Annotated in this window: 22 protein-coding genes and 1 pseudogene; 14 read left to right on the top strand and 9 right to left on the bottom strand. The window is 70.4% G+C overall.

Annotated elements, in window-relative coordinates; translation table 11 throughout:
- The first annotated feature begins 49 nt into the window (after positions 1-49).
- From B5557_RS20495 to B5557_RS20465, 7 genes are all read left to right on the top strand, one after another.
- Positions 50-1,618, top strand: coding sequence for a TIGR02677 family protein (locus B5557_RS20495; protein ID WP_173877847.1), 1,569 nt, complete (start codon positions 50-52; stop codon positions 1,616-1,618).
- Positions 1,615-3,036 carry a TIGR02678 family protein gene (locus tag B5557_RS20490; RefSeq protein ID WP_079660839.1) on the top strand — a complete coding sequence of 474 codons (1,422 nt, stop codon included), beginning with the start codon at positions 1,615-1,617 and terminating at the stop codon, positions 3,034-3,036. The genes B5557_RS20495 and B5557_RS20490 overlap by 4 nt, the downstream gene beginning before the upstream one ends.
- Positions 3,033-7,169 (top strand): TIGR02680 family protein, encoded by a 4,137-nt coding sequence (locus B5557_RS20485; RefSeq protein ID WP_107472616.1) that lies wholly within the window; start codon positions 3,033-3,035, stop codon positions 7,167-7,169. The genes B5557_RS20490 and B5557_RS20485 overlap by 4 nt, the downstream gene beginning before the upstream one ends.
- Positions 7,166-8,404 (top strand): TIGR02679 family protein, encoded by a 1,239-nt coding sequence (locus B5557_RS20480; RefSeq protein WP_079660838.1) that lies wholly within the window; start codon positions 7,166-7,168, stop codon positions 8,402-8,404. The genes B5557_RS20485 and B5557_RS20480 overlap by 4 nt, the downstream gene beginning before the upstream one ends.
- 67 nt (positions 8,405-8,471) lie before the next feature.
- Positions 8,472-9,626 carry a hypothetical protein gene (locus tag B5557_RS20475; protein ID WP_079660837.1) on the top strand — a complete coding sequence of 385 codons (1,155 nt, stop codon included), beginning with the start codon at positions 8,472-8,474 and terminating at the stop codon, positions 9,624-9,626.
- 23 nt (positions 9,627-9,649) lie between these two features.
- Positions 9,650-9,937, top strand: a complete 288-nt coding sequence (locus B5557_RS45960; RefSeq protein ID WP_159424402.1) for a hypothetical protein — start codon at positions 9,650-9,652, stop codon at positions 9,935-9,937.
- Between the two features lie 347 nt (positions 9,938-10,284).
- Entirely contained in the window at positions 10,285-12,045 is a 1,761-nt protein-coding gene (locus B5557_RS20465) for a S8 family peptidase (RefSeq protein WP_079660835.1), read from the top strand.
- Between the two features lie 676 nt (positions 12,046-12,721).
- Here the strand turns inward: B5557_RS20465 and B5557_RS45240 are convergent.
- On the bottom strand, positions 12,722-12,910 hold the full coding sequence (locus tag B5557_RS45240) for a hypothetical protein (RefSeq protein ID WP_079660834.1): 189 nt from the start codon (positions 12,908-12,910) through the stop codon (positions 12,722-12,724).
- A 52-nt stretch (positions 12,911-12,962) separates the two neighbouring features.
- Here B5557_RS45240 and B5557_RS20455 point away from each other — a divergent pair, with 52 nt between their 5' ends.
- Positions 12,963-13,277 (top strand): hypothetical protein, encoded by a 315-nt coding sequence (locus B5557_RS20455; protein WP_231976419.1) that lies wholly within the window; start codon positions 12,963-12,965, stop codon positions 13,275-13,277.
- A gap of 159 nt (positions 13,278-13,436) precedes the next feature.
- Here the strand turns inward: B5557_RS20455 and B5557_RS20450 are convergent, their stop codons facing one another.
- Both B5557_RS20450 and B5557_RS20445 read right to left on the bottom strand, forming a co-directional pair.
- Entirely contained in the window at positions 13,437-14,042 is a 606-nt protein-coding gene (locus B5557_RS20450) for a hypothetical protein (RefSeq protein ID WP_159424401.1), read from the bottom strand.
- A 272-nt stretch (positions 14,043-14,314) separates the two neighbouring features.
- Complete coding sequence (locus tag B5557_RS20445) at positions 14,315-14,614, bottom strand: hypothetical protein (RefSeq protein WP_079660832.1); 300 nt, start codon at positions 14,612-14,614, stop codon at positions 14,315-14,317.
- Between the two features lie 458 nt (positions 14,615-15,072).
- On the opposite strand from B5557_RS20445, the gene B5557_RS20440 reads away from it, so the two are divergent.
- From B5557_RS20440 to B5557_RS20420, 5 genes and pseudogenes are all read left to right on the top strand, one after another.
- Entirely contained in the window at positions 15,073-16,434 is a 1,362-nt protein-coding gene (locus B5557_RS20440; protein ID WP_079660831.1) for an ice-binding family protein, read from the top strand.
- Between the two features lie 145 nt (positions 16,435-16,579).
- Positions 16,580-17,266, top strand: coding sequence for a DUF5819 family protein (locus B5557_RS20435; RefSeq protein ID WP_231976418.1), 687 nt, complete (start codon positions 16,580-16,582; stop codon positions 17,264-17,266).
- A complete protein-coding gene (locus B5557_RS20430; protein ID WP_079660830.1) occupies positions 17,256-18,446 on the top strand; it encodes an HTTM domain-containing protein in 1,191 nt (396 codons plus the stop codon). The genes B5557_RS20435 and B5557_RS20430 overlap by 11 nt, the downstream gene beginning before the upstream one ends.
- A gap of 295 nt (positions 18,447-18,741) precedes the next feature.
- Positions 18,742-18,936: pseudogene (locus B5557_RS45235) on the top strand (Scr1 family TA system antitoxin-like transcriptional regulator); the annotation flags it as partial.
- Between the two features lie 198 nt (positions 18,937-19,134).
- Positions 19,135-21,054 carry a hypothetical protein gene (locus B5557_RS20420; RefSeq protein WP_079664890.1) on the top strand — a complete coding sequence of 640 codons (1,920 nt, stop codon included), beginning with the start codon at positions 19,135-19,137 and terminating at the stop codon, positions 21,052-21,054.
- A gap of 442 nt (positions 21,055-21,496) precedes the next feature.
- On the opposite strand, the gene B5557_RS20415 is transcribed toward B5557_RS20420, so the two are convergent.
- The 6 genes from B5557_RS20415 to B5557_RS20390 form a co-directional block, all read right to left on the bottom strand.
- Complete coding sequence (locus tag B5557_RS20415) at positions 21,497-22,738, bottom strand: PP2C family protein-serine/threonine phosphatase (protein WP_079660829.1); 1,242 nt, start codon at positions 22,736-22,738, stop codon at positions 21,497-21,499.
- Between the two features lie 237 nt (positions 22,739-22,975).
- Positions 22,976-23,311 (bottom strand): STAS domain-containing protein, encoded by a 336-nt coding sequence (locus B5557_RS20410; protein WP_231976417.1) that lies wholly within the window; start codon positions 23,309-23,311, stop codon positions 22,976-22,978.
- A 33-nt stretch (positions 23,312-23,344) separates the two neighbouring features.
- Positions 23,345-23,614, bottom strand: a complete 270-nt coding sequence (locus B5557_RS20405; RefSeq protein ID WP_079660827.1) for a hypothetical protein — start codon at positions 23,612-23,614, stop codon at positions 23,345-23,347.
- Positions 23,615-23,624: 10 nt separating this feature from the next.
- On the bottom strand, positions 23,625-24,335 hold the full coding sequence (locus tag B5557_RS20400; protein WP_079660826.1) for a DUF5994 family protein: 711 nt from the start codon (positions 24,333-24,335) through the stop codon (positions 23,625-23,627).
- Between the two features lie 39 nt (positions 24,336-24,374).
- Positions 24,375-24,722, bottom strand: a complete 348-nt coding sequence (locus B5557_RS20395; protein ID WP_079660825.1) for a hypothetical protein — start codon at positions 24,720-24,722, stop codon at positions 24,375-24,377.
- The gene (locus B5557_RS20390) at positions 24,719-24,871 is read right to left on the bottom strand and encodes a CsbD family protein (protein WP_231976458.1); all 153 of its coding nucleotides are present in this window, start codon (positions 24,869-24,871) and stop codon (positions 24,719-24,721) included. The genes B5557_RS20395 and B5557_RS20390 overlap by 4 nt, the downstream gene beginning before the upstream one ends.
- 353 nt (positions 24,872-25,224) lie before the next feature.
- On the opposite strand from B5557_RS20390, the gene B5557_RS20385 reads away from it, so the two are divergent.
- The gene (locus B5557_RS20385; protein ID WP_079660823.1) at positions 25,225-26,226 is read left to right on the top strand and encodes an acyl-CoA desaturase; all 1,002 of its coding nucleotides are present in this window, start codon (positions 25,225-25,227) and stop codon (positions 26,224-26,226) included.
- Positions 26,227-26,244 lie beyond the last annotated feature (18 nt).

The following is a 26,244-nucleotide window of genomic DNA, read 5'->3' as shown; positions in this document are numbered from 1 at the left end:
TGGCTCGCTGTCGGGGAGGGGGAGGCACGTGCGCAGGGTTCCGCCGGAGATGTTCCGGTTCACCATGGGGGATCGTGCCGATCTCTACGGGGCGGTGCTGCGGGCGTTCGGCGCGGCCAACGAGCGGCTGGAGACGGCTCTCGGGCTCGACGAGGTCCGGGCGCGGCTGCGGACCGTCGGCTGGCTGGACGCGATCACGGACGAGGGACTGCACGACGCACTCGGCAAGCTCAGGGAGTGGAACCTGCTGGACGTCGTCCAGAACCACACCGAGAACTACCGCACCGCGGAGGAGTACGAGCGCCGCAACCTCCAGTACTCCCTGACCCGCCAGGGCGAGGCCGCCATCGCGGGCGTGGAACACGCGCTGACCGTGCTCGCGTCGACGGGCGCGCTCCAGACCGCGGTACTGGAGGCGATCACCGACCGGCTCGACGAGCTGTACGTCCTGCTGGAGCAGCCTTCCTCGGCGGACCGCCGGATCTTCAGCACCCTCCAGGAACTGGAGGGGCACCTCGAAGCGCTGCTGGACAACACCAAGACGTTCAACGGGGAACTGCAGCGGCTGCTGCGCGCCGAAGGAGCCGACCCCGGGGTCTTCCGGGAGGTGAAGGCGGCGACGGTCGCGTATCTGCGGGAGTTCCTCGTCAACCTGGACCGGCGGGGCGCCGGGGTCGCCGTGGCGGTGGCCCGCGTGGAGGAGCGCGGGGTCGGGCTGCTGCACGAGCGCGCGCTACGGGGCGCGGAACTGCCGCCGGCGACCGGAGCGGACCCGGCGGCCGCGTGGCTGGAGCGGCGCAGGGCACGCTGGGCGGGGCTGCGCGCGTGGTTCCTGCCGGACGACGGGTCGCCGCCCCGGGTCGAGCAGTTGCACGACGTGGCCCGGCGGGCGATCGTCTCGCTGCTGCAGGTGCTCGACCGGATCACGGAGTCACGGCGGCGCTCGTCCAGCGCCGTCCAGGACTTCCGGGAGCTGGCCCGCTGGTTTGCCGCCGCGCCGGGGGAGGAGGACCTGCACCGGCTGTGGTCGCTGGCCTTCGGACTGGGGTCCGCGCGCCACGCCCACCTCGCCCATCCCGACCCCGAACTGGTCCCGGCGTCCCGGACCTGGGCCGCCGCACCACCGGTGGAGGTGTCCGCGCTGCTGCGCACCAGCGGCCGCACGGAGCGCTTCACCCGCACCGGCAGGGTGCGCGACATCTCCGCGACGAGAGCCGCGCGAGCCGAGCGCGCGCGCCGGGAACGCGCCGAACTGCAGGCGGCCTGGCAGGTGCTGACCACCGACGGGCGGCCGGTGCGGCTCTCCGCCTTCGGCGAACTCGACCCGGCGGCGTTCGAGCGGCTGCTCGACCTGCTCGGCAGAGCACTGTCGTCCCGCCCTGACAGCACAGGGGTGCGCCGAGCCGTCAGCGCGGACGGCGGAGTCGAGATCCTCCTGGAGGGCGGGGCCGCGGCCGATGGCAGGACCGCTCGGCTGCACACCGCGAACGGCGTGATGAGCGGACCGGATTACGTCGTTCGCATCGGCGGCGTGGACACGGCCGCCGGGCATGAGAAGGCATCGTCGGCCGAGTACGACCAAAACCCGTCGGCGGGGCGCGAGGAGGCCGTGGGATGAGCACGCTCGCCAACCAGCTGGTGGTGGTCGAACGGGAAGAGGTGGCGCGGGGAATCCGTCTGCTGCTCGCCCAGCCGTTGATCACCGAGCGCGGTGACCCCGCGGCCTTCGAGGTGGTCCGGCGCCGCAAGGAGCCGCTGGCCAAGTGGTTCGACTACACCTGCGGCTGGAGTCTGGTGGTGGAGCCGCGGCGCGGCTACGCCCGGCTGGTCAAGGTCCGCCCGGACGCCGACGCCTCCCGGCCCGCCCTGCGCCCCCGAGCGGGCCGGGCGCCCTTCGACCGCCGCAGGTATGTGCTGTTCTGCGTCACCGCGGCCGAGCTGACGTCCGTTCCGATGACGACCATCGGGCTGCTCGCCGACCGTGTCGTACAGGCCATGGCCGCCGACCCGGCGCTGGAGTCGTTCGACACCACCAGCCGCCGGGAGCGGACGGCCTTCGTGGACGTCCTGAAGCTGCTGGAGTCCTACGGCGTCCTGGCGGTCGTCGACGGGCTGACCGAGGCCTTCGTGGACACGGCGGAGGCGAAGGTCCTCTACCGGGTGGACGTCACGTTGCTGATGAGGCTGCCCGCCGCGCCCGTGGGGCCGTCCCGGCTGGCGCTGCCCGCGCAGGAGGTGCCGGGCCGCTTCGAGGAACTGCTCGCCGAACTGATGCGGGAGCGACGCTACGGCCCCCCGCCCGCGACGCAGCCCATGGCCACCGGCACAGGCACCGGCACCGGCACCGGCACCGGCACCAGTGCGGGCATGGGCACGGGCGACGAGGCGTTCGTGGTCTCCGGGACCAGGCGGAACCTATGGCTACGGCACTCCGTACTGCGCCGCCTCTTCGACGACCCGGTCCTCTACCGGGAGGACCTGACCGACGACGAGCTCGCCTACCTCGCCTCCCCCACGGGGCGTCAGATCCTGCGGCGGGCGGCGGAGCAGGCCGGTCTCGTCCTGGAGGAACGCGCGGAGGGCTACCTCCTCGTCGACCCCGACGCCGTCGCCACCGACTCCAGGTTCCCGGACGACTCCTCGACCGCCCGCGTCGCGGCGCTGCTCCTCCTCGAACGCATCGCCGACACGCCCGAGGGCGCGACCCCCGAACAGCTCGCGGCGGCGGCGTCCGAGCTGCTGCACCGCTTCCCCCGCTGGGCGAAGGCCTACCAGGCCGCCGAAGGAGCCCGTCGGCTGGCCGACGACGCCGTGGCGGTGCTGCGCGACTTCGGCCTGGTCCGCCGCACCGGCGACCGGGTCGTGGCCCGCCCGGCCGCCCACCGCTACCGCGTCGCCGACACCACCACCACGACGACCGCCGACACCACCAACACGACGGCCAACACGACCGTCACCACGACCGCCAACACGGCCGTCACCACGACCACCAACGCGACGGTCGCCACCACGGACGGAGAAGGAGGCTCGTGGTGAGCGTGACCGAACTGCCGGTACGCGGCACGGACTCGCCGACGGACGGCATCGCTCCCACCCGGGCCCGCTGGCAGCCCGTCCGCGCCGGCATCCTCAACGTCTGGCGGTACTACGACGAGACGTTCACGTTCCACGAGGGGCGCCTGCTGCTGCGCGGGCCGAACGGCACGGGCAAGTCGAAGGCGCTGGAGCTGCTGCTGCCGTTCCTCTTCGACGCGAACCTGCGGCCCCATCGGCTGTCCACCTTCGGCGGCTCCGAGCGCACCATGCACTGGAACCTCATGGGCGAAGGAGCCACCGGCAAGACCCGCGTGGGGTACGTGTGGATGGAGTTCGGCCGGGCCGACGGCGGATGGTTTTCCTGCGGAGCCCGGCTGCAGGCCAGCGTCCACACGAGCGGCGTCCAGACCGACTACTTCACCACCGCCCGGCGCCTCGGCGACCGCCCCGACGGCATCTCCCTCCTCAACGAGGCGGGCCAGCCCCTCACCCGGGCCGCGCTCGCGGACGCCCTGGAGGGCCACGGCGAGATCCACGCCACGGCCGCCGACTACCGGTCCACGATCCGCCGCACCCTGTTCGCCGGCCTCGGCGAGCAGCGCTACGAGGCACTGATCACGGCCCTGCTCCAGCTCCGGCAGCCGAAACTCTCCGAGCGGCTCGACCCGTCCCTGTTGTCCACCCTGCTGTCCAAGGCCCTGCCGCCGCTCGGCGAGACGGAGATCGGGGAGCTCGCCGAGGGGTTCGAGCGGCTCGACCGGCAGCGCGAGGACCTGAAGCGGCTCGACGAGGAGGTCAGCGCCGCGGCCGCCATCGCCGGCCGGCAACGCGGCTACGCCCAGCGGGTGCTGCGCGCCGCCGCCGCACAGCTGATCTCCGCGACGACGGACCTGGACAACCGCACCCGGATCGCCCGGGAGAGCGCGGAGCAGCACCGACAGGCCCTGCACGACCAGGAGGTCACCGGGCGGCGCAGGGCGGAGCTGGGCGAGCGGGTCGAGGAACTCGACGCGGCCGTCCAGGGCCTGGTCGACAGCGACCTCTACCAGCAGGGCAAGGAGCTGGACCAACTCCGCCGCCGCGCCCAGGACACCGCGCAGACCGCCCACCGGCTGCGCGCCACCGCCGACGACCGGCAGCGCCGCTTCCACGCGGACGACGAACAGGCGGGCGCCGCCGTCCGACAGGCCGAGGAATACGCCCACCACGCCCGGGACACCGCCGAGGACGCCGAGCGCACGGCCCGCACCGTGGGCATGGAGTCCGTGCACACGGAGCTGCGCGCCGCCCTCGCCGACGCTCCCGCCACCGACGATCCCGCGCAGGAGGCCAACCGGGTCCGTCAGGTCCGCCATCTGCTGCGCGGCGCCGTCAAGGGCCGGCGCGACCAGATGGCGGCGGTCCGCGAGGCCGTCGAACGCCATGAGCGGGCAGTGGGCGACCGCACCGCCGCCGAAACCGCCCTGGACGGCGCCCGGGACGGCCTGGCCGAGGCCATGACCCGTCGCGACGAAGCGGCCCGGGAGTGCGCGCAGGCCTTGCAGGCACAGGCGGAGCTGCTCCGGGAGTGGGCCGCCGGATGTGTGGAACTGCGGATCGACGACGTCGAGGAACTGGCCGCGCGAGCCGCCGTCGAAGCGGACGTGCTGGCCGTCGTGGAGCGTGCCGTACGCGCCCAGGACCAGGCGATCACCCAGTACGAGACGCGGTTCCGGACGGCGCGGGAGACCGCGCTGGAGCACCGCGAGCGGACCGTCCGGGCCGTCGAGGCGCTCACGGCACAGACCGACCTCCCGCCGCCCGCCCCGCCGTTCCGCACCACGGACCGTGCCACGATGGAGGGCGCACCCCTGTGGCGGCTGGTGGCCTTCCGCGACGGCGTCCCCGAGGACGTCCAGGCCGGCGTCGAGGCGGCACTGGAGGCATCGGGACTGCTCGACGCATGGGTCAGCCCCGAGGACACGATCGAGCTGGCCGGCCACGACACCTTCGCGGCGCCCGCCTGGGCGACACCCGCGCCGGGCCCCTCCCTGCTCGAGGTCCTGCGACCCGAAGAGGACAGCCCGGTGTCCGGCGACCGGGTGGCCCGGCTCCTCGCAGGCATCGCCTACGGGGACCAGCTCCCGCACTGGCACACCGCCGCCGTCGCCGCGGACGGCAGCTGGCGGCTGGTCGCGGCCATCGGCACCTGGAGCAAGGAGGCCCCCGCCCACATCGGCTCCCACGCCCGGGAACAGGCCAGAGCGCGGCGCATCGCCGAACTCACCGCCCGCCTCACCGAGCTGAACACGCACCTCGCGTCGCTCGACGCGCGGCTGCGCGCCCTGCGCGAGAGCCGCTCCCGGCTCGACGCCGACCTCGCGGCCCGCCCCCGGCACCGCGAGCTCGACGAGAGACGGCGCCGCTGGGACCGTGCGGAGGAGGCGGTCGGAGTGCGTGACGACGCCGTCCGCGTCGCGGTCAAGGTGCTCGACGGGCGGGAAGCCGACGTGAGCCGTTGCCTGCGCACCCTGGGCAGGCTCTCCTCGGAACACGCCCTGCCCACCGAGCGCAGCCGCCTGAACGAACTGTCTGCCGCGGTCGACGCGTTCGCCGACACGGCCGACGCATGGGCCGACGCACACCTGCACTGGGCCACCGCCCTCGGCCGCGCCGCCGCGGCGCGCAGCCAGGCCGAACGCTCCCTGGAGGCCGCCCAGGAGAGCCAGGCGGAGGCCGACCGGGCCGAGACCGAGGCACGGGCGCTCGCCGCCACCCTCCAGGCCGTCGACAGCTCGGTCGGCGAGGACTTCCGCCAGATAGCGGCCCGCATCGGCGAGTTGAGGCAGGACGCCCGCCGCAGCCGCGAGGAGATCACCGCGAGCGACGGCGAACTGAGCCGCCTCCAGCGCCGTATCGGCGCGCTGGAGGCGACCATGGCCGAGGACGTCCGGCGACGCGACGACGCCACCGCCACGAGAGACGCCTCGGCGCTCCGCTTCCGCCACCTGTGCCTGCTCGGCCTGCCCCAGGACACGGGCGCTCCACCGGAACGGGCCGCTCTGCACCTGACCGCACAGGACGGCGCCCGCGCCACGCTGTACGCGGCCCGCGAGATCGCCGCGGACTGGCCGAACCTCCCCCACGAACCGCGCAACCTGGGGGACGCCGTGCAGCGGCTGTCGGAGGCGGTCCACCAGGCCCGTCAGGTCCTCGGCCGCCGCGCCGACCTCGACCTGGAAGCCGACGAGGACGTCCAGATCTTCACCGCCACCATGGACGGCGCGCGGACCGGCGCGACGGGACTGCTCCACACCCTCACCGCCGAACGGGACGGCAGCCGGGACGACATCACCGTCGCCGAGCGTCGCCTCTTCGACCAGACCCTCACCGGGGACACCCGGCGCCACCTGGCCGCCCGGATCCGTCAGGCGGGCGAACTCGTCGACCGCATGAACGGCCACCTGCAGCGGGTCCGTACGGCGTCGAACGTCTCCGTCCAACTGGTGTGGCGCATCCACCCCGACCTCCCGGCCGGCACCCAGACCGCCCGGACGCTCCTGCTCAAGGAGCCCAAGAACGTCACCGACGCCGACCGCGAGGCCCTGCACGCCTTCTTCCGGGCCCGCATCGAAGAGGCGAAGGCCAGAAACACGGCGGCCACCTGGGAGGAACAGCTCGCCGAGGTCCTCGACTACACCGCCTGGCACCAGTTCGTGGTCCGGCTCGACCGCGCGAACGGCGCCGGATGGCAGGTGCTCACGAAGAAACTCCACGGCGCCCTGTCCGGCGGCGAGAAGGCCATCGCCCTGCACCTGCCGCTCTTCGCAGCCGTCGCCGCGCACTACGAGGCCGTACCCGAGGCGCCTCGGCTGATCCTCCTCGACGAGGTCTTCGTCGGCGTCGACGCCACCAACCGCGGGCAGATCTTCGCCCTGCTCGCCGCGCTCGACCTCGACCTGATGCTCACCTCGGACCACGAGTGGTGCCACTACCGCGAACTCTCCGGCATCGCCGTCCACCAACTGATCACGGGAACGGACGGCGACGACGCGGTGACCAGCGCCCGCTTCGTGTGGACGGGGACAGGCATGCAGTCGGACGAAGGCAGCGGAGCCGACGAAGGCAGAGGTGCAGGGGACCCCGGGACATGAGCACGCCCCCCATCCCCCCGCACCTCGCCGAACCCCGCCTGCGCCCTCTCTGGCAGGCGGTGCACGACCGTCTGTCCTCCGGCCGCCCCGTCAGCGGGGTGCGCGTGGGCCCGCTCGACGACGACGAACGGGAGGCCCTGGCCGACCTCCTGGGCATGGACCGGCTGCCCGACCAGCGGCCGACCGTGCGTCTCGCCCGGCTGGAGGACGCCGTGGCCGGGGCCGGCGCCGGCACCGTACGGGACCTGGTCGCACAGGTCATCGGCCCGCTCGGCGACCGGGAGGCCGAACGCCGGCGCCACGAGGACGAACGGAGCGCACTGTGGGTCTGGCTGGCGGACCAAGACACCGTCCGGTCCCAGCCCGCGCTGTCCGAGTGGACCGCGTACTGCCGTGCCCAGGGGCTGGTGGGCGGCTCGGTCGCCCGTACCCGCGACCTGCTGACCGCCGCCCTCACCGTGCTCGCCGCGCTGCCCGCCGAGGGCGAACCCCTGCCGGTGTTCGCGGCCCGCACACGGCACGGCGACCCGCACGCCCTGGACGACGGCACCCGCCTCGCCACCCTCGTGCTGCGGGCCCTGTCCACGCTCTACGGCACCCCCGTGCCCGACGGCTCCCAGGCGCGGCGCGCACTCTGGTCCCGGGCCGGCGTCGCCGACGACGAGCTGTCCACGACGGTCCTCGCCGCCGGACTCCGCCCGTCCGGCGAGGGCATGCTGAGCCGACTGAGCCGCATCTGCTCCGAGTCCGGCCACGCCGTCTCGCTCACCCTGGCCCAGCTGAGGTCACCGGGTGACGTCCGCTTCCCCGCCCGACCCGTCCACATCACGGAGAACCCGAGCGTCCTCGCCCTGGCACTGCGCCGCTTCGGCGCGCACTGCCCGCCGCTGGTCTGTACCTCGGGCTGGCCCAACAGCGCCGTCATCCGCCTCCTGCACCTCCTCGCCGCGGAGGGCGCGCCACTGCGCTACCACGGAGACTTCGATGGCGAGGGCGTCCGCATCGCGGCCCACGTCATGCACAAGACCTCTGCCGTCCCCTGGCGCATGTCCACCCACGACTACCTCGCCGGCCTCACCCACACCCCGCACGGCCCCGCCCCGGGTCGCCTCACCGAGGCCCCCTGGGACCTGGCCCTCACCCCGGCCATGGCGCGACGGGGAACGGCCCTGATGGAGGAAACGGTGGCGGCCTCCCTCCTCGACGACCTCTCCCGAGAACCCACCCACCTTTGAGCACCTGCGGATTTGTTAAGACAGCACCCCTCGCGCGAGACGGTTCCTTCCTGACAGGCTCGGGGGCGTGACGTACGTAGTGAGCGTGGACACCTGCATCCCGCAGGGCAGTCCGGAGATGGACCCGCTGCAGCGCGCCGGCGCCGTGGCGCTCATCGAGGACGCCTTCAACTCGGTCAGGTCCGTCGAAGGCCCCGACGGCGTGGAGGTCGACCTCGTCGACACCATCGTGGCCGTCCATCCCGGAGGCGCCTTCCTCAAAGTCATCGTGGATGCTCCGGCGCTGGAGTTCGCCGAGGAATCCGTACAGGCCCTGGTGGACGAACTGCTGGAGCGCACGGAACTGCTGGCCGACTGGACGATCGATCGGTGCGAGGTCGAGCTGCATCAGGACCTGGCCAGGCAGAGCCTCGACGCCGCCGACGGCCCCGACGCCCCGCCCGACGACCCCGCCGCCCGCAAGGCCCGCCACACCGAGGCCTCGGCACCGGAAGGCACCGACGAGACCCACGCCGGCGAGGCGAAAGCCGCAGCTGTACGAACCCGAATGCTGAAGTCGGCCGACGAACTACGCGCGTTCCCGCTGTCGACGTTCGGCACACTCGACAGCGACGCGGACGGTGAACGGAAAGAGGGGAAAGAGGGGAGCGGGGAGATCGTGATCCCCGCGGAGAGCGCCAGACTCGCCGCCGGCGCCCTGGTCCACGCGATCGACATCCTGGTGGACGAGCTGTTCGAAGACGTGCAGGTCCTGACGCAGGAGGACGCCACCGTCGCGGAATGCGAAGGCCCCTTGTGGCACCTGGAGCGCCTCCCCGACCGCTACGCCCTCCAGTACGACGCCCGCTTCGCCCGCCGCTTCCTCGTCACCACCATCGCCATGACCACCCGTTTCACCGACGGCAGCTTCCAACGGCTCAGCTGCGTGGCCGAGGAACTCGCCCTGCGTTTCCTGCTGAGCGAGACGACCACGACCCTGGAACTGCACGGACTCCTGGACGACGACGTCTCGGCCGCTCTGGACGCGTTCGCCGCCAACGTCTACGAGGACAAGGACCACGAGTGGCTCTACGACGACTCGCTGGACGCATTCGACGAAGCCCCGTCGGGCGCGGCTCCGGGAACCGCACCCAAGTCGTTCAGGTCGTGGTTCACCCCGTTCAACGAGGGCAGACACATTCACCCATCGGCAGCGGACGAACCCGAAGGAGCGGCCCAGTAAGGGCGACCCGACCAGTCAGCCGCGTGTCTGCCGCCGCCCCGAACCACCGTCGCCGGGAGGCGGACCTCTCCAACGGTCAGCTCGGCGCGCCCTCGCCCGGCGAAGGCACGGCGCACGGACGCACGACCATGAGCGTGTCTTCCAACGCCGCCACCATGGCAAAGGAAAACCGGTTGCGCTCCGAATTCTCCGTCAACCCCAGGCTTGCGTGGGCGACGACATCGGCCTTCCGGGAAGCGCACAGCCTCGCAGTCAAGCCGTACCCGGACCAGGCAACGCTGGTGCCGCAACCCGGCTCCCCCGCACGCTGAGGCATACCTGGACGCCGGCGCCCGAGTCCGCTCGGCTCACTCTGGTCCGGGGCGGCGATGCCGGATGACGCGCAAGCTTCCCCCCAGGGACGATGCGTGGCTGCAGGGCCCGTTACGTCGCCGAGCTCTCGGTGGCTCCCGACCCTCGATGCCCGGAGCACGTCTATTTTCAGCCATGCCTCTGTAACGTCCCTGCACGGAAAGGTACTTCCGTACAGGAGCATGCACCTGACATCTTGCATCCACCATTCGTTTCGTACGGCCCGGCCGGTGCCCTCAGCACGGCCGGGCCGTCTCCGGAGGACGCATTGATACCCCACATATCCAGCCGCCCTAGACGCACGCTGGTGCTGGCGGCCACGCTCGGTGCCGCCCTCGCGTTCGGCGCCCCGGGAGCCCTCGCGGGCACGCTCCCCGTCGTCCCCTCCACCGCGCCGGTCGCCAAGGCCCACGCTCCTGCCGCCGTGCCGGCATCCCGGAGTGCGGCCTGGGTGGCCGGGACGCGTGCCTACCTCGTGATCACCGCCCCCGGTGACAGTTCGGCGGTCCGCTCGGCGATCACGGCCAACGGCGGCACCGTCTTCTCGAACTTCGACGCCATCGGCGTGATCGTCGCCCACTCGGCGTCCAGCGGATTCGCCGCCACCATGCGCGGCGTCGCCGGCGTGCAGCAGGTCGGCGCCACGCGTACCTCGGACGTCCCGGCCGACGCCTACAACCCGGCACTCCCGGCCAATCCGGCCCAGGCCTCGACCCCGGCCGGAGAACCGGTCCGGGCCGACATGAGCCAGATCAAGGCCGACCAGGCCTGGGCCGTGAACCCGGGCTCCGCCTCCGTCACGGTCGGCATCCTGGACACCGGTGTGGACGACCAGCACCAGGACCTGGCGCCCAACTTCGACGCGGCCGACTCGGTCTCCTGCGCCTACGGCAAGCCCGACACCCGTGCCGGCGCGTGGCGGGACGTCGACACGCACGGCACCCACGTAGCGGGCACCATCGCCGCGGCCAAGAACGGCAAGGGCGTCGTCGGCGTGGCACCCGGGGTGAAGATCGCCGCGGTCCGGGTCGCCGAGCCGGGCAACTCCTTCTTCTTCGCCGAGAACACCATCTGCGGCTTCGTCTGGGCCGGTGACCACGGCTTCAAGGTCACCAACAACAGCTATTACACGGACCCGTGGCAGTTCAACTGCCCGGACAACATCGACCAGGCCGCCATCATCGAGGGCGTCAAGCGCGCCCAGGAGTACGCCGAGGGCAAGGGCTCCCTCCAGATCGCCGCCGCGGGCAACGAGAACTACGACCTCGCCCACAAGACGACCGACTCCGCGAGCCCGAACGACTCGACGCCGGTCACCCGCACCATCACCAACGCCTGCCTCGACATCCCGACCGAGCTGCCGGGCGTGGTCACGGTCGCGGCCAACGGCACTGGCGTCACCAAGGCCTCGTTCTCCAACTACGGTCAGGGCGTCATCGACGTCGCGGCGCCGGGCAGCAACGTGTACTCCACCGTCCCCGGCGGCGGCTACGGCAGCAAGAGCGGCACCTCGATGGCCACCCCGCACGTGGTCGGCGTGGCGGCACTCATCGCCAGCGCCAACCCGGGCATCACCCCGGCGCAGCTCCGCGCCAAGCTGGCCGAGCAGGCCAACGACATCGCCTGCCCCTCGGACAGCCGCTGCACGGGCACGACGGCCAACAACTCGTTCTTCGGCGAAGGACAGGTCGACGCCCTCAAGGCCGTCGGGACCACCCCGCCGACCGGCAAGTACTTCGAGAACCTCGCGGACTTCGCGATCAACGACAACGCGACCGTGGAGAGCCCGATCACCGTCACCGGCGTGACCGGCAACGCCCCGGCCACCCTCAAGGTGGGTGTGGACATCAAGCACACCTACATCGGTGACCTGAAAGTCGACCTGGTGGCGCCCGACGGCACCGTCTACACGCTGCACAACCACGCCGGCGGCAGCGCCGACGACATCGCCCAGACCTACACCGTGAACGCCTCCTCGGAGGTCGCGAACGGCACCTGGAAGCTGCGCGTCAACGACAACGCCGCCTCCGACACAGGCAAGATCGACGCCTGGAACCTGACCTTCTAGCGCAGGGCCGGGCAACGCCCACCTACAGCACGCACAGCGCCGGCGACAGCTCCCCGCCCGCCGCCGCGGACAAGGCGGGCTGCGGTTCGTCGGCCAGGGCTGCGAACTGCTGGGCGCGCAGAGGGCATATGGGCCCCGGCGGCGGTGTACGCCGCGGTCGGGGCCACCATGCCGGAGGCGTCCAGGAAGGCCACGGACGGCCTGGAACCGGTGTCCAGCTCACCGTGCGCCTCAGCCGACGACAGTCAGCCACGACGGCGGAAGCGTGGCGGTGAGTCCTTGGGTGAGGACCTCTTCGTCCCGAAGCAACTTGGGTGAAGGCGCTGCCTTGGGCTGATGCGGCTCTGAGCTGCTGGGATAGTCCGAGGATGTTCGCCACGAGCGTTGGCGTCAGGGCTCCAGTCACCCACCGGCCTGTGTGAACGAACATGCTCGACCACCCTCAACCGAGCCGCGTACACGTCGAGTTGTAGAGAAACCAAGGCCGGCCTGCGGAAGGTGAAGGTCGACCATGAGCGGAGGCCAGAGGTCAGAACCTCAGCTTGGGAAGCTGCGGCCTTTCGCGGCTCACTCGTACACTGGCCTGCGCGAACGACCAAGATAGGGCCTCGTTGGGCCCGGTCGCTTTCTGGTGCGCTTGTGGTGCACGCATGCCTCGTCCCCGTCCCGGCAGTGCCTATCGCTTCTGCGCCCTGTAGCGCTTCATCAGTGCAGTGATCCGTGCGTGGTCCGCCTGGCCGTTGAGTTCGGCTACGAGATCGTCAGGACACAACTCGTAGAGATCCCCCCACCAACGACGTCCTCGGTTGTCCCAGATCCGGTATCCACCTGGCACACCTCGAGATACGTAGCGTCTCCTACCCACAGTCCCCCCTTCCTGCCGTACTTCCGTATGCGCTCGCTGGCACGATGACCTCGTGGCTGACCTAGAGCGCATCGCGACGGAGATCATGGCGTACTACCGAGCGCTCGACGAGGGCGCCACCCTGAGACACCACTTTCGCCATGCTGACGAGGAAGACGGCCTCTGGTACTTCGAGGCCGTACCGGATCGCGGCGAGTTGGTTGTCATCAAGCAGGTGGAGCTGACCTCGGCCGGCCAGCTCCACCAATACAGCTGGGAGCACCTGGAGGACGAGCACGGTGGTCTGACAGACCAAGCGGTCGATCCTGAGAAGGATCCGCTGGAGCCTATCCCGGCCGGAGAGTTCCATCAGGTGTGGAATCGGTGAGCACGCTGGACAACCACTTTAGGAGAGCGGCTGGACGATCTTCCGGCTGAACTGCGGTTTCGTCGGCCGAGGCTGCGGGCGAGTACTCGACTGCGGGGCACCGGTGTTGACCGTGGTTGACCCCTGTATCTGGCACCGTTGTGGCACGGGCTTCGGCCCTCAGCCTCCGGTCGTGCCGAGGCGGGGATCAGCCGACCGGATGCAGTCATTGAGGGTGGCAAAGGACACGGGTGATCCCGCCGCCGCGTGAACCGCGCCCAGGCTGAGGCTATCCGCGTCGAGGGTGGCGACTACTGGGCGGGGGAGTACGTAGAACTCCCACTGGGCCATGTCGAGTGGGTTGTAGACAGCGTGTTCACGGGCGGTCTGGACGGCGAAAACGTAGACGTCGGCGTTGTACGACTTTGCCTCTGAGTAACCGTCATCAGATGACCAGGTGCGAGCGCGGAGCCCACCGAAGCGGATTTGGGACGGTGTCCGTTGCTCCCAGGCTTGTAGGTAGGCGCCGGCCTTGACTTCGATGCGTAGTCCGTCGTCGGTCTCGACATCGTGGCTTGCCCATTCCACACGGGGCTCGTAAGAGCCGATCGCCTGGTGGACCAGGAATTCGGCGAACAGGCCGCGTGTGTTGTTCATACGGAGGTCTGGCATGGCGAACCGCCAGAAGTCGACCACGGTTGCGTCCGGGACGCCGACGATTGACTCGTCGCCGCGGAGCGGGGGCATGGGCCGAGGGGTCAAAGGCAGACGGGCAGGCTGCTTCATGGGTCGCAGTCTGCCAGCGAGGCGTGGACGTCTGCACATCTGCTGCAGGCAACCCTTGCCAAGACGCTGGCTGGGTGGTCGCTGGGGTGGAGCCCGGTCCACGCTCTCAGCTTGGGAAGCTGCGATCATTTGGGGCTGGATCGGCCTTTGACCAGCGTGAACGTCCGGATTGCCGAAGGTTCGTGCTGCGGCTCGTTCCCCGCTGCTTCCCGCTCGATCTGGTGCGGTTGTGGTGCGCTGGTTTCCCAGAGCGATGGGCCAGGGCCCGAGGCTCAGCCGATGAGCTGGTGGATCGCCGCCACAAAGTTGAACACCGCCGGCAGGACGAAGACGCCCCCGACACCGATCCACATGCGCCCTGCGGTTCGATGGCCGGGGCTTGGCGGCGGCGGTTGGATCAGCCGATCGTCTGCTCTCATCGTCTCGTTCGGAGCGATCAGGTTGCGCCCGGTGCGGCGTTGCCTCCGGCCCAGCGATATGAAGACGACCGCTGCCATCGCCGTGAAGGCGGCCAGCTGGAGATGTTCACTCGGTGAATCGGCGCCAGCAAGCGTCATGGTTATGTACGACACAAGATTTCTCCCCCCAGAGGATCACAGTGGGTGGATCACCTCACGACGGTTCAACCATGTCAAGCGGGTTGGGGCGCGTACGTTGCCCTCCACCCGCTTTCCAACTGTGGTGGTGGTCTTGAGCGACTCGGACGGGGCCGTTCACCTGCGTTCATGGGCGGCCGACCGTGGGAGCCGCCACCGCCTCCGGCCCTCCTGGGCAGGGCGACGCGGGATGGCCGGGGGTTTCGTTGCCGCCGGCACCGCCCATTCGAGAGTGTGACCAATAGCCGGAAAATGCAATCAAAGTATTTTCGTAGCGTTGTGCGCTGCTCGCGTGATTGGCATATTCGTCTGTCCTGCTTGAGGCTGTTGCGTGGACATTTCTGCGTAATATGCGGCGACGCAAACAGCGACAAGGCTCCCCGAATGTTCGGTAAGACCGGTTCGCCGCTGCCTACACAGGAAATGGCCTTTCGATGAAGCTGAAGATCCCGCAATTGGCTGATCGCCGTACTTTGTCCGGCGTACTGGCCTCCGCGCTCGCCGCGACCATTGCCGCCGTGCTGGTCGCCCTGACCCCGACGCAGGCGCTGGCCATCGCTACGCAGGTGCCTCTGGCCACGGCCGCGAGTTTCTCCGTTCTGGCGGGTCAGGGAGTCACCAATACCGGCCCCTCGCTGATCTCCCACGACCTTGGGACGCACCCGAATCCGTCCATCACCGGATTCCCGCCAGGCCTGGTACTCGGCGCTGTACACGCGGCGGACGCTGTCGCACTTCAGGCCAAGTCCGACCTGGTCACGGCGTACGACAATGCGGCCGGCCAGGCCACGAACTTCGCACTCGCGTCGGCAATCGGCAACGGCCAGACGCTGCTTCCGGGCGTCCACACCGCTGTCTCCGGTGTCGGGCTCACCGGTGACCTGATCCTGGACGCCGCGGGGAACCCGAACGCCGTCTGGGTGTTCCAGATTCCTGAAGCTCTGACGACTGCGTCCTCCAGCCGAGTGCTCCTCACCAACGGGGCTTCGGCGTGCAACGTCTTCTGGCAGATCGGGAGTTCGGCCACGCTCGGCACCAACTCCACATTCGTGGGCACCATCATGGCTCTGACCTCGATCACCGTGACGACAGGGACGAACATCGAGGGGCGGGCGCTGGCCCGTAATGGCTCCGTGACGCTCGACAACAACAGGATCTTCCTCGGCGGGTGCGCTACCTCCACCACTGGTGGAACGACGACGGGATCGACCGCCGGCACCACGGCGGGAACGACCACCGGCGCCACGACCGGAACGATCGCAGGCGCCACGAGCGGCGGGCTGCTCAGCGGCGGGCTGGTCACCGGTGGCGTCCTGAGCGGGCCGATCCTCTCCCCCGGCGCCTCTTCGGGCAACGTTGCCGGCACCACTTCCGGGAACACCGAAGGCACCACTTCCGGGAACACCGAAGGCAACACCGCCGGGAACACCGCGGGCAACACCGCGGGGAACACCAGCTCCGGGGCCACCGTGGGCAACACGGCCGGGAACACCTCCGGCGGTAACGGCGGCGGACACGACCACGCGCCCGGCGGCCCGAACCACGGCGTCAAGCCTGGAAGGCCCGACCACGGGGGCAGGCCCGACCACGGCGAGTACGGCCACGGCGAGTACGGCCACGGCGAGTACGGCCACGGCGAGTACGGCCACGGCAAGTACGACCACGGCAAGTACGACCACGGCAAGTACGACCACGCCGGGTACGACCACGCCAAGCAGCCTGACGAGAACTACGGCTACGAAGAGACGCCCAAGGGCTACGAGGGCGACGACCACTCCATGGGCTACGAGGACTAGACAGCCCACAACGGTCAGTCCACTCACCGAATGACGACGCGCGGCGGAATTCTCATCGATTCCGCCGCGCGCTGTCGGTGGCATTCAGCGAAAAAGCCAGGAGAAAGACAGGTAGGCGGTGTCGAGCGGAATTGACTCAGCGGACGTGGAGGAAATCCAGCAGTCCGACTCCGGTCCGGCCACGCAGGAACGTCCTGACGCCACGGCCGCACCGCACAAGTCGCCGAGGGGTGCCCGTGCCCTGAAATCCGGACTGCGCGCCGCCGTGGTCCTATGCCTGGCGGCGAGCGTCGTCCACGTGATCCTCGTTTTCTTTCACGTGGCACCGGCCAACACCGTCTCCAAGCGATACAGCCCGCTGATCAATGCATGGGTGTACCCCTTCTTCGAACAGAACTGGCGGCTCTTCGCCCCGGACCCCGAATCCGTCAATCGCCAGATTCTGGCGAGAACCGCACACACCGTCTCCGACGGATCGGTCCGTGTAGGTCCCTGGTTCGACTTGACCGCCGTGGATGGTTCCGCAGTCGAACATCAGCCGTTCCCGAGCCACACGGCTCAGAACATGCTGCGCCGTGCCTGGTCCAGCTACGTCGACACGCACGGAGGAGACGACAAGGCGCGCACGGAACGCGCCTTGATGATGCAGAAGTACCTGACCAACATCGCCGCGGACCGCGTCGCCGCCCACAACAGCGGCACCTTCGACTTCATTCAGCTCCGCGTCCTCACCATGCCCATCCCGTCCGGCCCCGCCGCCGGCAATCGCCCGCCGACGCCGGCCGAGAACCGGCTCCTGCCCTGGTGGAAGGTGACCCGCCATGGAAAATGAGGCGCAGAGGACCGCGTGCACAGGCGCCGATCGGTGGCTCGCCGACCGGATCACCGCCGTGTGGGACCTTCTGACCGGCCGCCCGGTGTCCCTGTACGCCGCGTCGGTGCTGCGGATCGGCTATGGACTGCTCTACCTGCTCTTTCTGCTGCGCGAGTTCCCGCACCGTGCCGAGATCTGGGGTCCCGGTTCCGCGTGGACGCCCGCCTTGGCGCGCCAGCTCTTCGAGCAGACGGGCTGGTTCAGCATCCTGACCCTGTCCGACGGCCGCACCTACTTCGAGCTCTGCTACGTGCTGGCCCTGGTCACGTCCGCGCTGTTCATGCTGGGCTGGCGGACCCGCGTCCTGTCCGTCCTGTTCGCCGTCATGGTGACCTCGTTCCATGCCCGGGCGATCTTCATGACGGACGGGGGCGACAACCTGATCCTGCTGATGGCCTTCTACCTGGTCCTCACGGCATGCGGTCGGCGCTGGTCGCTGGACGCGCGCAGGAACAGGCTGAAGACGGTTCGCGCGGGGACCGCGCCGGAATCGGCGAGGAGTCCCTTCACGCTGCAACTCCGCGACGCCCGAACCACCTTGAGCACGGTGGTGCACAACTGCGGCATGCTCCTCATCGCGACACAGGTCTGCTTCCTCTACGGATCAGCCGGCCTTTACAAGGTCCAGGGACCTTCCTGGAGCAGCGGCACCGCACTCCACTACGTCCTCAACCTCGAACTCTTCCGGCCCTGGCCCGCGCTCTCCCACTTCGTGGACGAGCACACGCTCGCGGTCGCCATCGCCGGCTACATGACCGTGCTCTTGCAGGTGGCCTTCCCGTTCGTTCTCTTCGGCAGGCTCAAGTACCCCGTTCTCGCCATGCTGCTGGGCATGCACATTGGCATCGCCGCGCTTATGGGGCTGCCTCTGTTCTCCGGCGCGATGATCGTCGCGGACGCCGCGTTCCTTCCCGACCGCTTCTACACCTTCCTGCCCCACCTCTGCAGACGCGCGATGCGGCAGACGGACAGCTGGCATCCGGCACTCGGACGAGCGACAGGAGCCAGAACCGTACCTGTGCAGGGCAGGCCCGGCGTACTCGGCTCGAAGAGCCGAGTCACACTCCCTGCAGGGCGGAAGGACACCACGCTCGCCGCCGAGCCCGCGTCCCCCCAGATGCCCCCGAAGAGCAGTTGAGCCGTAACCGAGCCGGACGAAAGGCCCCACGCCGAGCAGTGGGGCCTTTCGACGGCAGGGGCCAGTTTGCCCAGACCAACGCTTTCGCCGTATTTCGTTAGTTTTCTCGTACTTCTGTCAGACCCATGACCGCCACTACTGGCACGACGAAGAACGGGCGCATGGTTCCCAGCCTCGACGTCCTGGGGCGCTTGTCGCTGGCTCTCGACCTCGACGAGCCGACCTCTCGTGAAGTGCGCGAGCTCCTGGTCGTCCGACAAGGAGGCTGCCGCCGGGGGCAGTCCTCGATGAGGCGGTGCGGTCCGCTCGGCTGGTCCGGTCCTTCCAATGTGTCGTGCTGCCTGCCGTGCTCCAGAGTGCGGAATACGCCCGTCACGTCTTCTCGAGTGCGCCGAACGCGACCCCTGAAGCCATCGGCCGTGCCGTGGCTGCCCGTGTGGAACGGCAGAGCGTCTTGTACGAGTCGGGGCGGGAATCGGTGTTCGTGCTGACGGAAGCCGTATTGCGGACCTGGCCCGGGAACCCTTCGCTGATGCTGGCCCAGTTCGACCGGAGTGGGGGCCGATTCCAGCCGCCCGGGTGGGGCCACCGAACGACGCGGCAGTCAATGATGTGTACGCGGGTGAGGGCCGGTTGGGCCTGGGCTGAGGGCCTTGTCCCACCGCGAGTCGGCGGGGATCATGACCGCGTGCAGCACCGAGAGGAACCCCACGAACTACTCGCACGCGCCGGACTCACTGTCGTCGAGGACGTGCGCCCGGGCAGCCTGTTCCCGCCGGAGGCCGGCTGGCGGATCGCGCGGGGGATCGCGGCGCCGGACGGCGTGGCCCGGGAAGCGCTCGATGCCGCGTGGTGGCGCCGTCTTTGCGATGTCGACGGTGAGTTCCTGGTGGCCGTCCTCGGACATCGGATCGGTGGCAACGACTCCTGGTGGACCCGGGTCCGGCACGCCGGGAGCGGCGTGCCGGAGTTGACCGGCGACCCCGGGTTCGTGGCGCTCTCCCTCGACGGGCAGGTGCTGCTGGCGGAGGTGCCCGTCGCGGGCGGGCCTCGGGTAACGGCCCTCGACCGACTGCCGGAGCGGCTGGAGGAGGCCGCCGCGGGCGCCGGGCGCGAGACGGAGGTCGAGCGCGCCGAGGTGTGGGCGGCGGTGCCCGGCCGACGTGCGTGGCCTCTGCACTGGGCGGAGGGGATCGGGTCCAATCCGGCCGCGACGGACGAACTGCTGATCCGGCTGCTGGATGTGGAGGAGGGGTTCCTGCACGGATGCGACCGGCCCGCCGTCCTCGACGCCGCAGTGGCGCACCCGGATCCGCGGGTGCGGTCAAGGCCCGCTGACACCTTCCGGCCCAAGCTCACGTCCGATCAGTGGGTATCCCTGGTCCGCGCCGAGCCGTCGCCGAATCGACGCGTGCTCTGGGCGGAGCGCGCCTGCATCTGGGGCGCCGAACTCCCCGAGGACCTGTACGACGACCTCCTTGCAGGCCCGTCCCGCGCGCGAGCCGCCGAACTCCCGGGGCTCCCCGCACAGCACCTCCCTGGCCTCGCGGCCGACGCCGATCCCCGGGTGCGGGCGGCGGCGTGTGCCCGGTGGGAGGACCTCGCTGCGCCGCTGCGGGAGCGGCTGCTGGCCGACACCGACTACGCGGTGCGAACGGCAGCGCTGCTCGCCCACCACACCGGCGTACCCATGCCCCGAGAGGTTTTCGCCGCCCTGCCCGACCCGCAGCGGGCGCTCGAACGGTGCCGCCTCACGCCCGAGCTGGAGGCGGAGCTGGTCCGGGACGGGGACGCGGAGGTACGTCGGGCGCTGGCCGCCAACCCGGGCCTGGGCGCGCACGCCGTCGCCGTGCTGGCGGAGGACCCGCAGGACGACATCCGCTCCGCGGTGGCGCTGCGCCCCGACCTCACCGAGGAGCAACGTGCCGCGGTGCGCCACGACTTCGACCCGACATCGCTGTCGCACACCCTGCCCTGGGTCGAGGACCTGCACGGCGACGCCGACGCGATGCGCCGTCTGGCCGCGTCGTCCCACCCGCTGGTCCGCCGCAGTGTGGCCCGAGCCCGGCATCTCCCGCCGGATGTCGTGGCGCGCCTGGCACGGGACGAGGACCGGGTGGTCCGCCTGTTCCTCGCCGAATCGTGCGAGGACGCGCCGGCCGACATGCTGCTGGAGGTCTGGCGCTGGTGGGACGGCAGCTTCAGCCACCCCGACCGCCCCCGCAGCCACCCCAACTTCCCCCGCACAGGCCTGCTGCGCTACACCGCCGACCCCAGCGGTCGGATGCGCCGCCTGGCCCTGGACGATCCGGAGTCGACACCGGCCGACGTCGCACGCCTGGCCCGGGATCCCGAAGCCGAAGTGCGCCGCCGCGCGGCGGAGGACCCCCGACTGTCACCGGCCGACGCGGTGCGGCTGCTGAACGACCCGGAGGCCCACGTCCGCGGCACCGCGGTGCGCAGTCCGCAGCTTCCAGCCCGCGTCCTGGCCGGGCTGCTGCACGACCGCGACACGGCATGCGCAGCGGTCACCAACCCGGCGATCCCGGTCCCCGTCCTGCACCGCATCCTTACCGCGGCCGCGGCAGCCATAGCAGCCTCGCTCTGAATACCAACACCCCGCACGGAGGCCGCGCCGGTCCGACGCTGAACTCCAGCACGCCTAGCCGGCCACCCCTGCTCCACCTCCGCGAGCACCCGTCGTACCCGGTCGTACGTGCGCCGCCGGCGCACCTGCGGGGTTGGCCGCGGCGTCGTTCGGTGGCCCCACCCGGGTGCGTTGGAAGAAACGCGGCGGCTCACGCATGTCCGAGGCACCGCACGGTATTCGCACGCGAAACGCCCAAGCCGGCCGAGTGGGGCGGTCCGTGCCTTGCCGTCCCGGTCCGGATGAGTCCCGCACTCGCCTGGGCACGATGCTGCCGACCGAGTCGGAGCCTCGTGGCGAAACGATCGTCGCGGGCGGGGCGGCGGGGAAAATCCCCGGGACCCGCAGCCAGGCAGCGGGTCCCTGTGGCGTCGGCCCTGTCTTCGGCGGTGCGGTTGTCGGCTCACTCCAGGAGCACGAGGTGGTCGTCGGCGCCCCCGCGCCATTCGATCAGGAAGAGGGTCGCGTCGTCGGTGGTGCGGCCGCCCCGTTGCTGCTTCAGGGTGTGGGAGAGTGAGCGCACCACCGCACGTACCCCCTTCGTCGTGTGTTCGATGCGGTTGACCCAGTGGATGAGTTGTTCTTCGCCGAACTGTTCTTCGCCGGCTTCGTGCTCTTCGATCAGGCCGTCGGTGAAGCACAGCACCCGGTCGCCGCGTTGGAGCATCTGCCCGCTGATGCGGGGCTCTTCACCGCCGAAGCCGACGGGCAGGGTGGTAGGGCCTCCCAGTTGCCGGACGACCCGGTGGTCGCGGATCAGCAGCGGTGCGGGGTGGCCCGCGTTGACCCACTGCAGGTGGCCTGTCGCGATGTTCAGACGCATCATCTGGGCGGTGACGAAGTGGTCGGGCCCGAACTGCTCGGCGATGGCCCGGTCCATGAACGCGTAGATCTCGGACAGGCCGATGTCGGCACGTCTGGCGTGCCGGTAGGCCCCGACGGCGACGGTCGCCATCGTGGCTGCGTCCAGGCCGTGGCCCATCGCATCGACCATGGCCACGTGCAGGATGTCCTCGTTGAGGGCGTAGTCGAAGCTGTCGCCCGCGACGTCGTAGGCAGGCTCCAGGATTCCGGCCACCGCGACCTGCGGGACCGACATCGCCAGCGGCGGCAACAGGGACCACTGGATCTCCGCGGCCACGCTCATGGGTTCACGGCGCCGGGCGCGGAAGAACTGATCGGTGTAGCTGTGCTTGGTGACCAGCATGTCGGCGACCAGGCCGGCGAGTCTGCGCAGCAGCCGGCGGTCGTTGTCATCGACGGTGTCCAGGGTGAGGGCCATCACGCCCACCTGGTCGCTGCCGTCCAGCAACGGCAGGTACATCCGGACGCCGCCGCCCCTCGGCACCTCGACAGTGGTCGCTTGCAGAAAGGCCGTGCCGGCGGGAGAGTCGTCGATCGGCTCGGGCTCGCCGACCATCAGCCGCCGACCTGGCAGTGGCACCAGCACCAGCTGGCCGTAGTCCTGCAGCAGGATCGAGACGTCGCGGCCACCGACCCTGGCCACCTCTTCCGCGATCAGCGGGGCAATCAGCTGCGGCGGCATCTCGTGTGCCCGGTCCAGCAGCACCCCCAGAAGTCGCTCACCGAACCCTTCCGACCGGTCCAGCATGCCCTCGTCAGGTCGGCGCTCACCTTCCGCCACAACCGCACCCCCGCACCGGCGTCGTCAAAGCATCGGCGACCGTGTCCATGCTCACCTCGTGCCGCGAGTCCAGCGCCCGCACCGACACACGGGCTCCTGACACGACCGTGATCAACCCGCACAGAGTGACGCGGCCGGTCACCCCGAACAGCCCATTACTCCAGAGAACGGCATGTCACACATGATCAGAAAAGGTGGCTCTCCGTACCGCTGTGCACCACGTCTCTCCCGGAGCCGTCACAGGAGCAGAAGATCGGAGCCGGTGTCCGTGAGGAGCCGCGCGGTCTGCGAGGACGGGTGGTGCAGCCGCGGGGACGCGTGGCTCCCGGCGGCGTGCCGCGACGCGTCGAGGAAGACGCGCAGACCGCTGTTGTCGCAGCGGCCGACGGTGGTCAGATCCACGTCGATGGTGGTGATGCCGTCATGCAGGCACCGCTCCAGGAGCAGCCGGGACCCATGAACCGAGGCATCGACCCGGCCACCGCGCCCCAGGTGCGCGCCGCTCTCGCGCGGTCCATGGCCCGGGTGCTCGCGCTCGGGCACACACGTCGGTACGGGCCGAGTCGACGACACGTACGGCACGGCCGGTGCGGGGAAACCGACTGGTCACCCGTGGTGAGTGGTAGGGCGGCGGCGCGGCGGGAAGCGGCCACGGTCCCCGTCGCGGTGGTCCCGTCGTTCGCCGGCGGTCGGCGACTCGGACCGGTCGGGTTCCACCGGGGGCTGCGGCGTGTCACGTCCGCGACGGCCGGGCAGGCGGGCGCTGTACTGGTGCACGGCGATTCTGTCGGCGTGCTCGATGTTGAGCCGGTGGATCACGTACGCAGCCGCTGCGATGAGGACCACGAAGGCGGCGGCTGTCAGGAAGGCGTTCATGGCAGCCACCTCACATACCGATGATCAGGCGGCTGGCCCGGCCGGGGAGACCGGTCTGTTGCGGAACGGCCGCTGACACCGACACCGTGGAGGCGCCGCCCTCGTACTCCCATGCCTCGTCCGGGTCCAGTGGCTCGTCGGTCGCCAAGACGCCGTGCCGGGCCTCGTCCGCGGCGATGAGCGCGCTCGCGGTCAGTGGCGGGCCGTCGTAGTCGGACGCGGCAGCCATCAGCCGGGCCGCCGACTCCGCCCCGGTTTCGGGCGGGATGATCAGCAGGTCCCAGCGGCCGGTGCCGTAGGAGAGCAGCAGCAGCTTGTGCGGGTCGATTTCCGGGGTGAACCAGCCGACCTTGACGATGTGGCCGTGCACGGGAACCTTGGGCGGGATGACCGGCCAGTGCTTCGGGTTGACGGCGACGCGGGTGATGCGGCCCCACAGGGGGTCCAACACGTCGGTCAGTGCGGGCAGTTCGCTCAGCAGATCCCGGGAGCGGGGCCACCAGGCACCGTCCAGGAGTCCGCGCGAGGTGCCGTCGGTCTTCAGGGTGAGACGCGCGGCCGGGGCTGCGACGGGCTCGGGGTGTGTCAGAGGTGGAAGCAAGGTCGCCGACATGATGCGGACCCGTCTCCGGGCCGCTTCTGCGGCGGCCCGGGTTTCATCTTTCGCCGAGAACGACCCGGCGTGGAAGCCGGTGTGCGAAATGCTCTCGGTACTGTCCACACTACTCCGCGCTCCGCCGCAGCGCGGAGTAGTGGCCGCCTAGACCTGGAGCAGTCGTTGGGTGATCTCCCGGTACTGCCTCAGCGCGGCGCGGGGTTCGTCGGACTGCGTCTCGGGGTCCTGGTCCTGCCAGCCGGCGCGCAGGAGACGCCGCCGTTCCGCGAGGGCGTTCACGAGCTGCTCGATGGCTTCGTCGAAGGCGCTCTCGGCCTCATCCAGCGCCTCGCGCGGGGTGTCGGCGAAGGTGTTGAGGGCGTGCCTGAGGCGCCGGACGACCTTGTCCCGTTCGATCGACGACAGCAGCGGCTCCGGGCCCGGGCTGCGGCGCCCGGCCGGGCCCGGGGTGTGGCCCGCAGGCTGCTGGGCGCGCGTCTGGTCGTACATCATCGGGGACCGCTCCCGTTCCGCCTGAAGGCGTCCTTGGTCTTCTCGACGGCCTGTTTCAGGCTTCCGGAGACCCGGTCGGCCCTGCCTCGGCGTTGCAGCCGCCTGTCGTGGGTGACCCGACCGAGCTCTTCCGTGATCCTGCCCTTCATCGTCTGCGCCTTGTTCCTGATGGTCCGTGAAACGGTCATGGCCGGCCTCGCTGTTGTCCGGTAGATGGGTTCCCGCGGGGTCCGGGCGAGGCGGGAAGGCGGAATGCCCCGCCGTGTGTCCCGGGGTGGCATGGCCCTGCACCGTGCTGCCAGTCAACGTCCGGCAATGGTCCGTGTCAACGCGGTGGCCACGCGATCCGGTCCGCCTCGTCGCGGAGCGTGGGGGAGTACGGTGGAGGGAGCGAGGGCTCTTCGTCTGCCGGTCTCCGAACCGGCCCGTCCTCGCGACTCCCATCACATGGGCAGCCCGTGACCCCGGCCGCGCCACCCGCATCCAGGCCGAGGAGCCACGCATGCCACTCAGTCCGACCACGTCCACGACGGTCACACCGTCGGATCCTGCCCCGGCGCCCCAGGGCTACGACGGGACGTCCCCCTTCCCGCCGGACGGCCCGATGCCCGCGCGCAGCGGCGGTGAGCGTCTGAACGTTGCGGTGACGACGGTGATCGTCGTCCTGCCGTTCCTGGCGATCGGTCTCGCCGGCTGGCTGCTGTGGGGGAGTCTCATCCATCCCGCCGACATCGTGCTCGCGCTCGTCCTCTACACGATCACGGGTCTCGGCGTCACGGTCGGCTTCCACCGCGGCCTCACCCACGGCGGTTACCGGGCCGTCCGTCCCGTGCGGATCGCGCTCGCGGTGGCCGGTTCGATGAGTTTCCAGGGCGACGTCATCGGCTGGGTCGCCACCCATCGCCGCCATCACGCCTTCACCGACCGGCCGGGGGACCCGCACTCCCCGTACCGCTACGGCACGCATCTGCGAGGCCAGTTGCGCGGTCTGCTGCACGCGCACGTCGGCTGGCTGTTCCGCAACGACCCTACGCCGCCGGAGCGTTACGCCCCCGATCTCCTGGCCGACCGCGACATCCGTGCCGTCGCCCGCGCCTTCCCGGCGTTGTGCGTTCTCACCCTCGCCCTGCCGTTCGCGGTGGGCTGGGCCATCGGCGGTACGTGGCTGTACGGCGTAACCGCCCTGCTGTGGGCGGGACTTGTACGTATCGCGCTGCTTCACCACGTCACCTGGAGCGTCAACTCCCTCTGCCACCTGATCGGTGAGCGCCCGTTCCGCACCCGGCGCCACGACCGGGCCACCAATCTGTGGCCCCTCGCCCTGCTCTCGTTCGGCGAGAGCTGGCACAACCTCCACCACGCCGACCCCACCAGTGCCCGGCACGGCGTCGACCGCGGTCAGATCGACCCGTCGGCCGCCGTCATCCGCCTCCTTGAACGCCTCGGCTGGGTGTACGACGTGCGCTGGCCGACGGCGCAGCGGGTCGCGGCCCGTCGTGCCTGACGTCAACCACTCCATCGC

The sequence above is a fragment of the Streptomyces sp. 3214.6 genome (assembly GCF_900129855.1).
In the GTDB taxonomy this organism is placed as follows: Bacteria; Actinomycetota; Actinomycetes; order Streptomycetales; family Streptomycetaceae; genus Streptomyces; species Streptomyces soliscabiei.
The sequence above is the reverse complement of the archived record's forward strand: the minus strand, read 5'-3'. Positions and strand labels throughout refer to the sequence as shown.

What these genes read in the sequence shown, in the direction of transcription:
- B5557_RS20430 (WP_079660830.1), top strand. Translation starts at nt 17,256, where the DNA reads ATGGAAAATGAGGCGCAGAGGACCGCGTGCACAGGCGCCGATCGGTGG.
- B5557_RS20495 (WP_173877847.1), top strand. Translation starts at nt 50, where the DNA reads ATGTTCCGGTTCACCATGGGGGATCGTGCCGATCTCTACGGGGCGGTG.
- B5557_RS20385 (WP_079660823.1), top strand. Translation starts at nt 25,225, where the DNA reads ATGCCACTCAGTCCGACCACGTCCACGACGGTCACACCGTCGGATCCT.
- B5557_RS20450 (WP_159424401.1), bottom strand. Translation starts at nt 14,042, where the DNA reads ATGAAGCAGCCTGCCCGTCTGCCTTTGACCCCTCGGCCCATGCCCCCG.
- B5557_RS20395 (WP_079660825.1), bottom strand. Translation starts at nt 24,722, where the DNA reads ATGATGTACGACCAGACGCGCGCCCAGCAGCCTGCGGGCCACACCCCG.
- B5557_RS20490 (WP_079660839.1), top strand. Translation starts at nt 1,615, where the DNA reads ATGAGCACGCTCGCCAACCAGCTGGTGGTGGTCGAACGGGAAGAGGTG.
- B5557_RS20405 (WP_079660827.1), bottom strand. Translation starts at nt 23,614, where the DNA reads ATGAACGCCTTCCTGACAGCCGCCGCCTTCGTGGTCCTCATCGCAGCG.
- B5557_RS20440 (WP_079660831.1), top strand. Translation starts at nt 15,073, where the DNA reads ATGAAGCTGAAGATCCCGCAATTGGCTGATCGCCGTACTTTGTCCGGC.
- B5557_RS20390 (WP_231976458.1), bottom strand. Translation starts at nt 24,871, where the DNA reads ATGAAGGGCAGGATCACGGAAGAGCTCGGTCGGGTCACCCACGACAGG.
- B5557_RS20480 (WP_079660838.1), top strand. Translation starts at nt 7,166, where the DNA reads ATGAGCACGCCCCCCATCCCCCCGCACCTCGCCGAACCCCGCCTGCGC.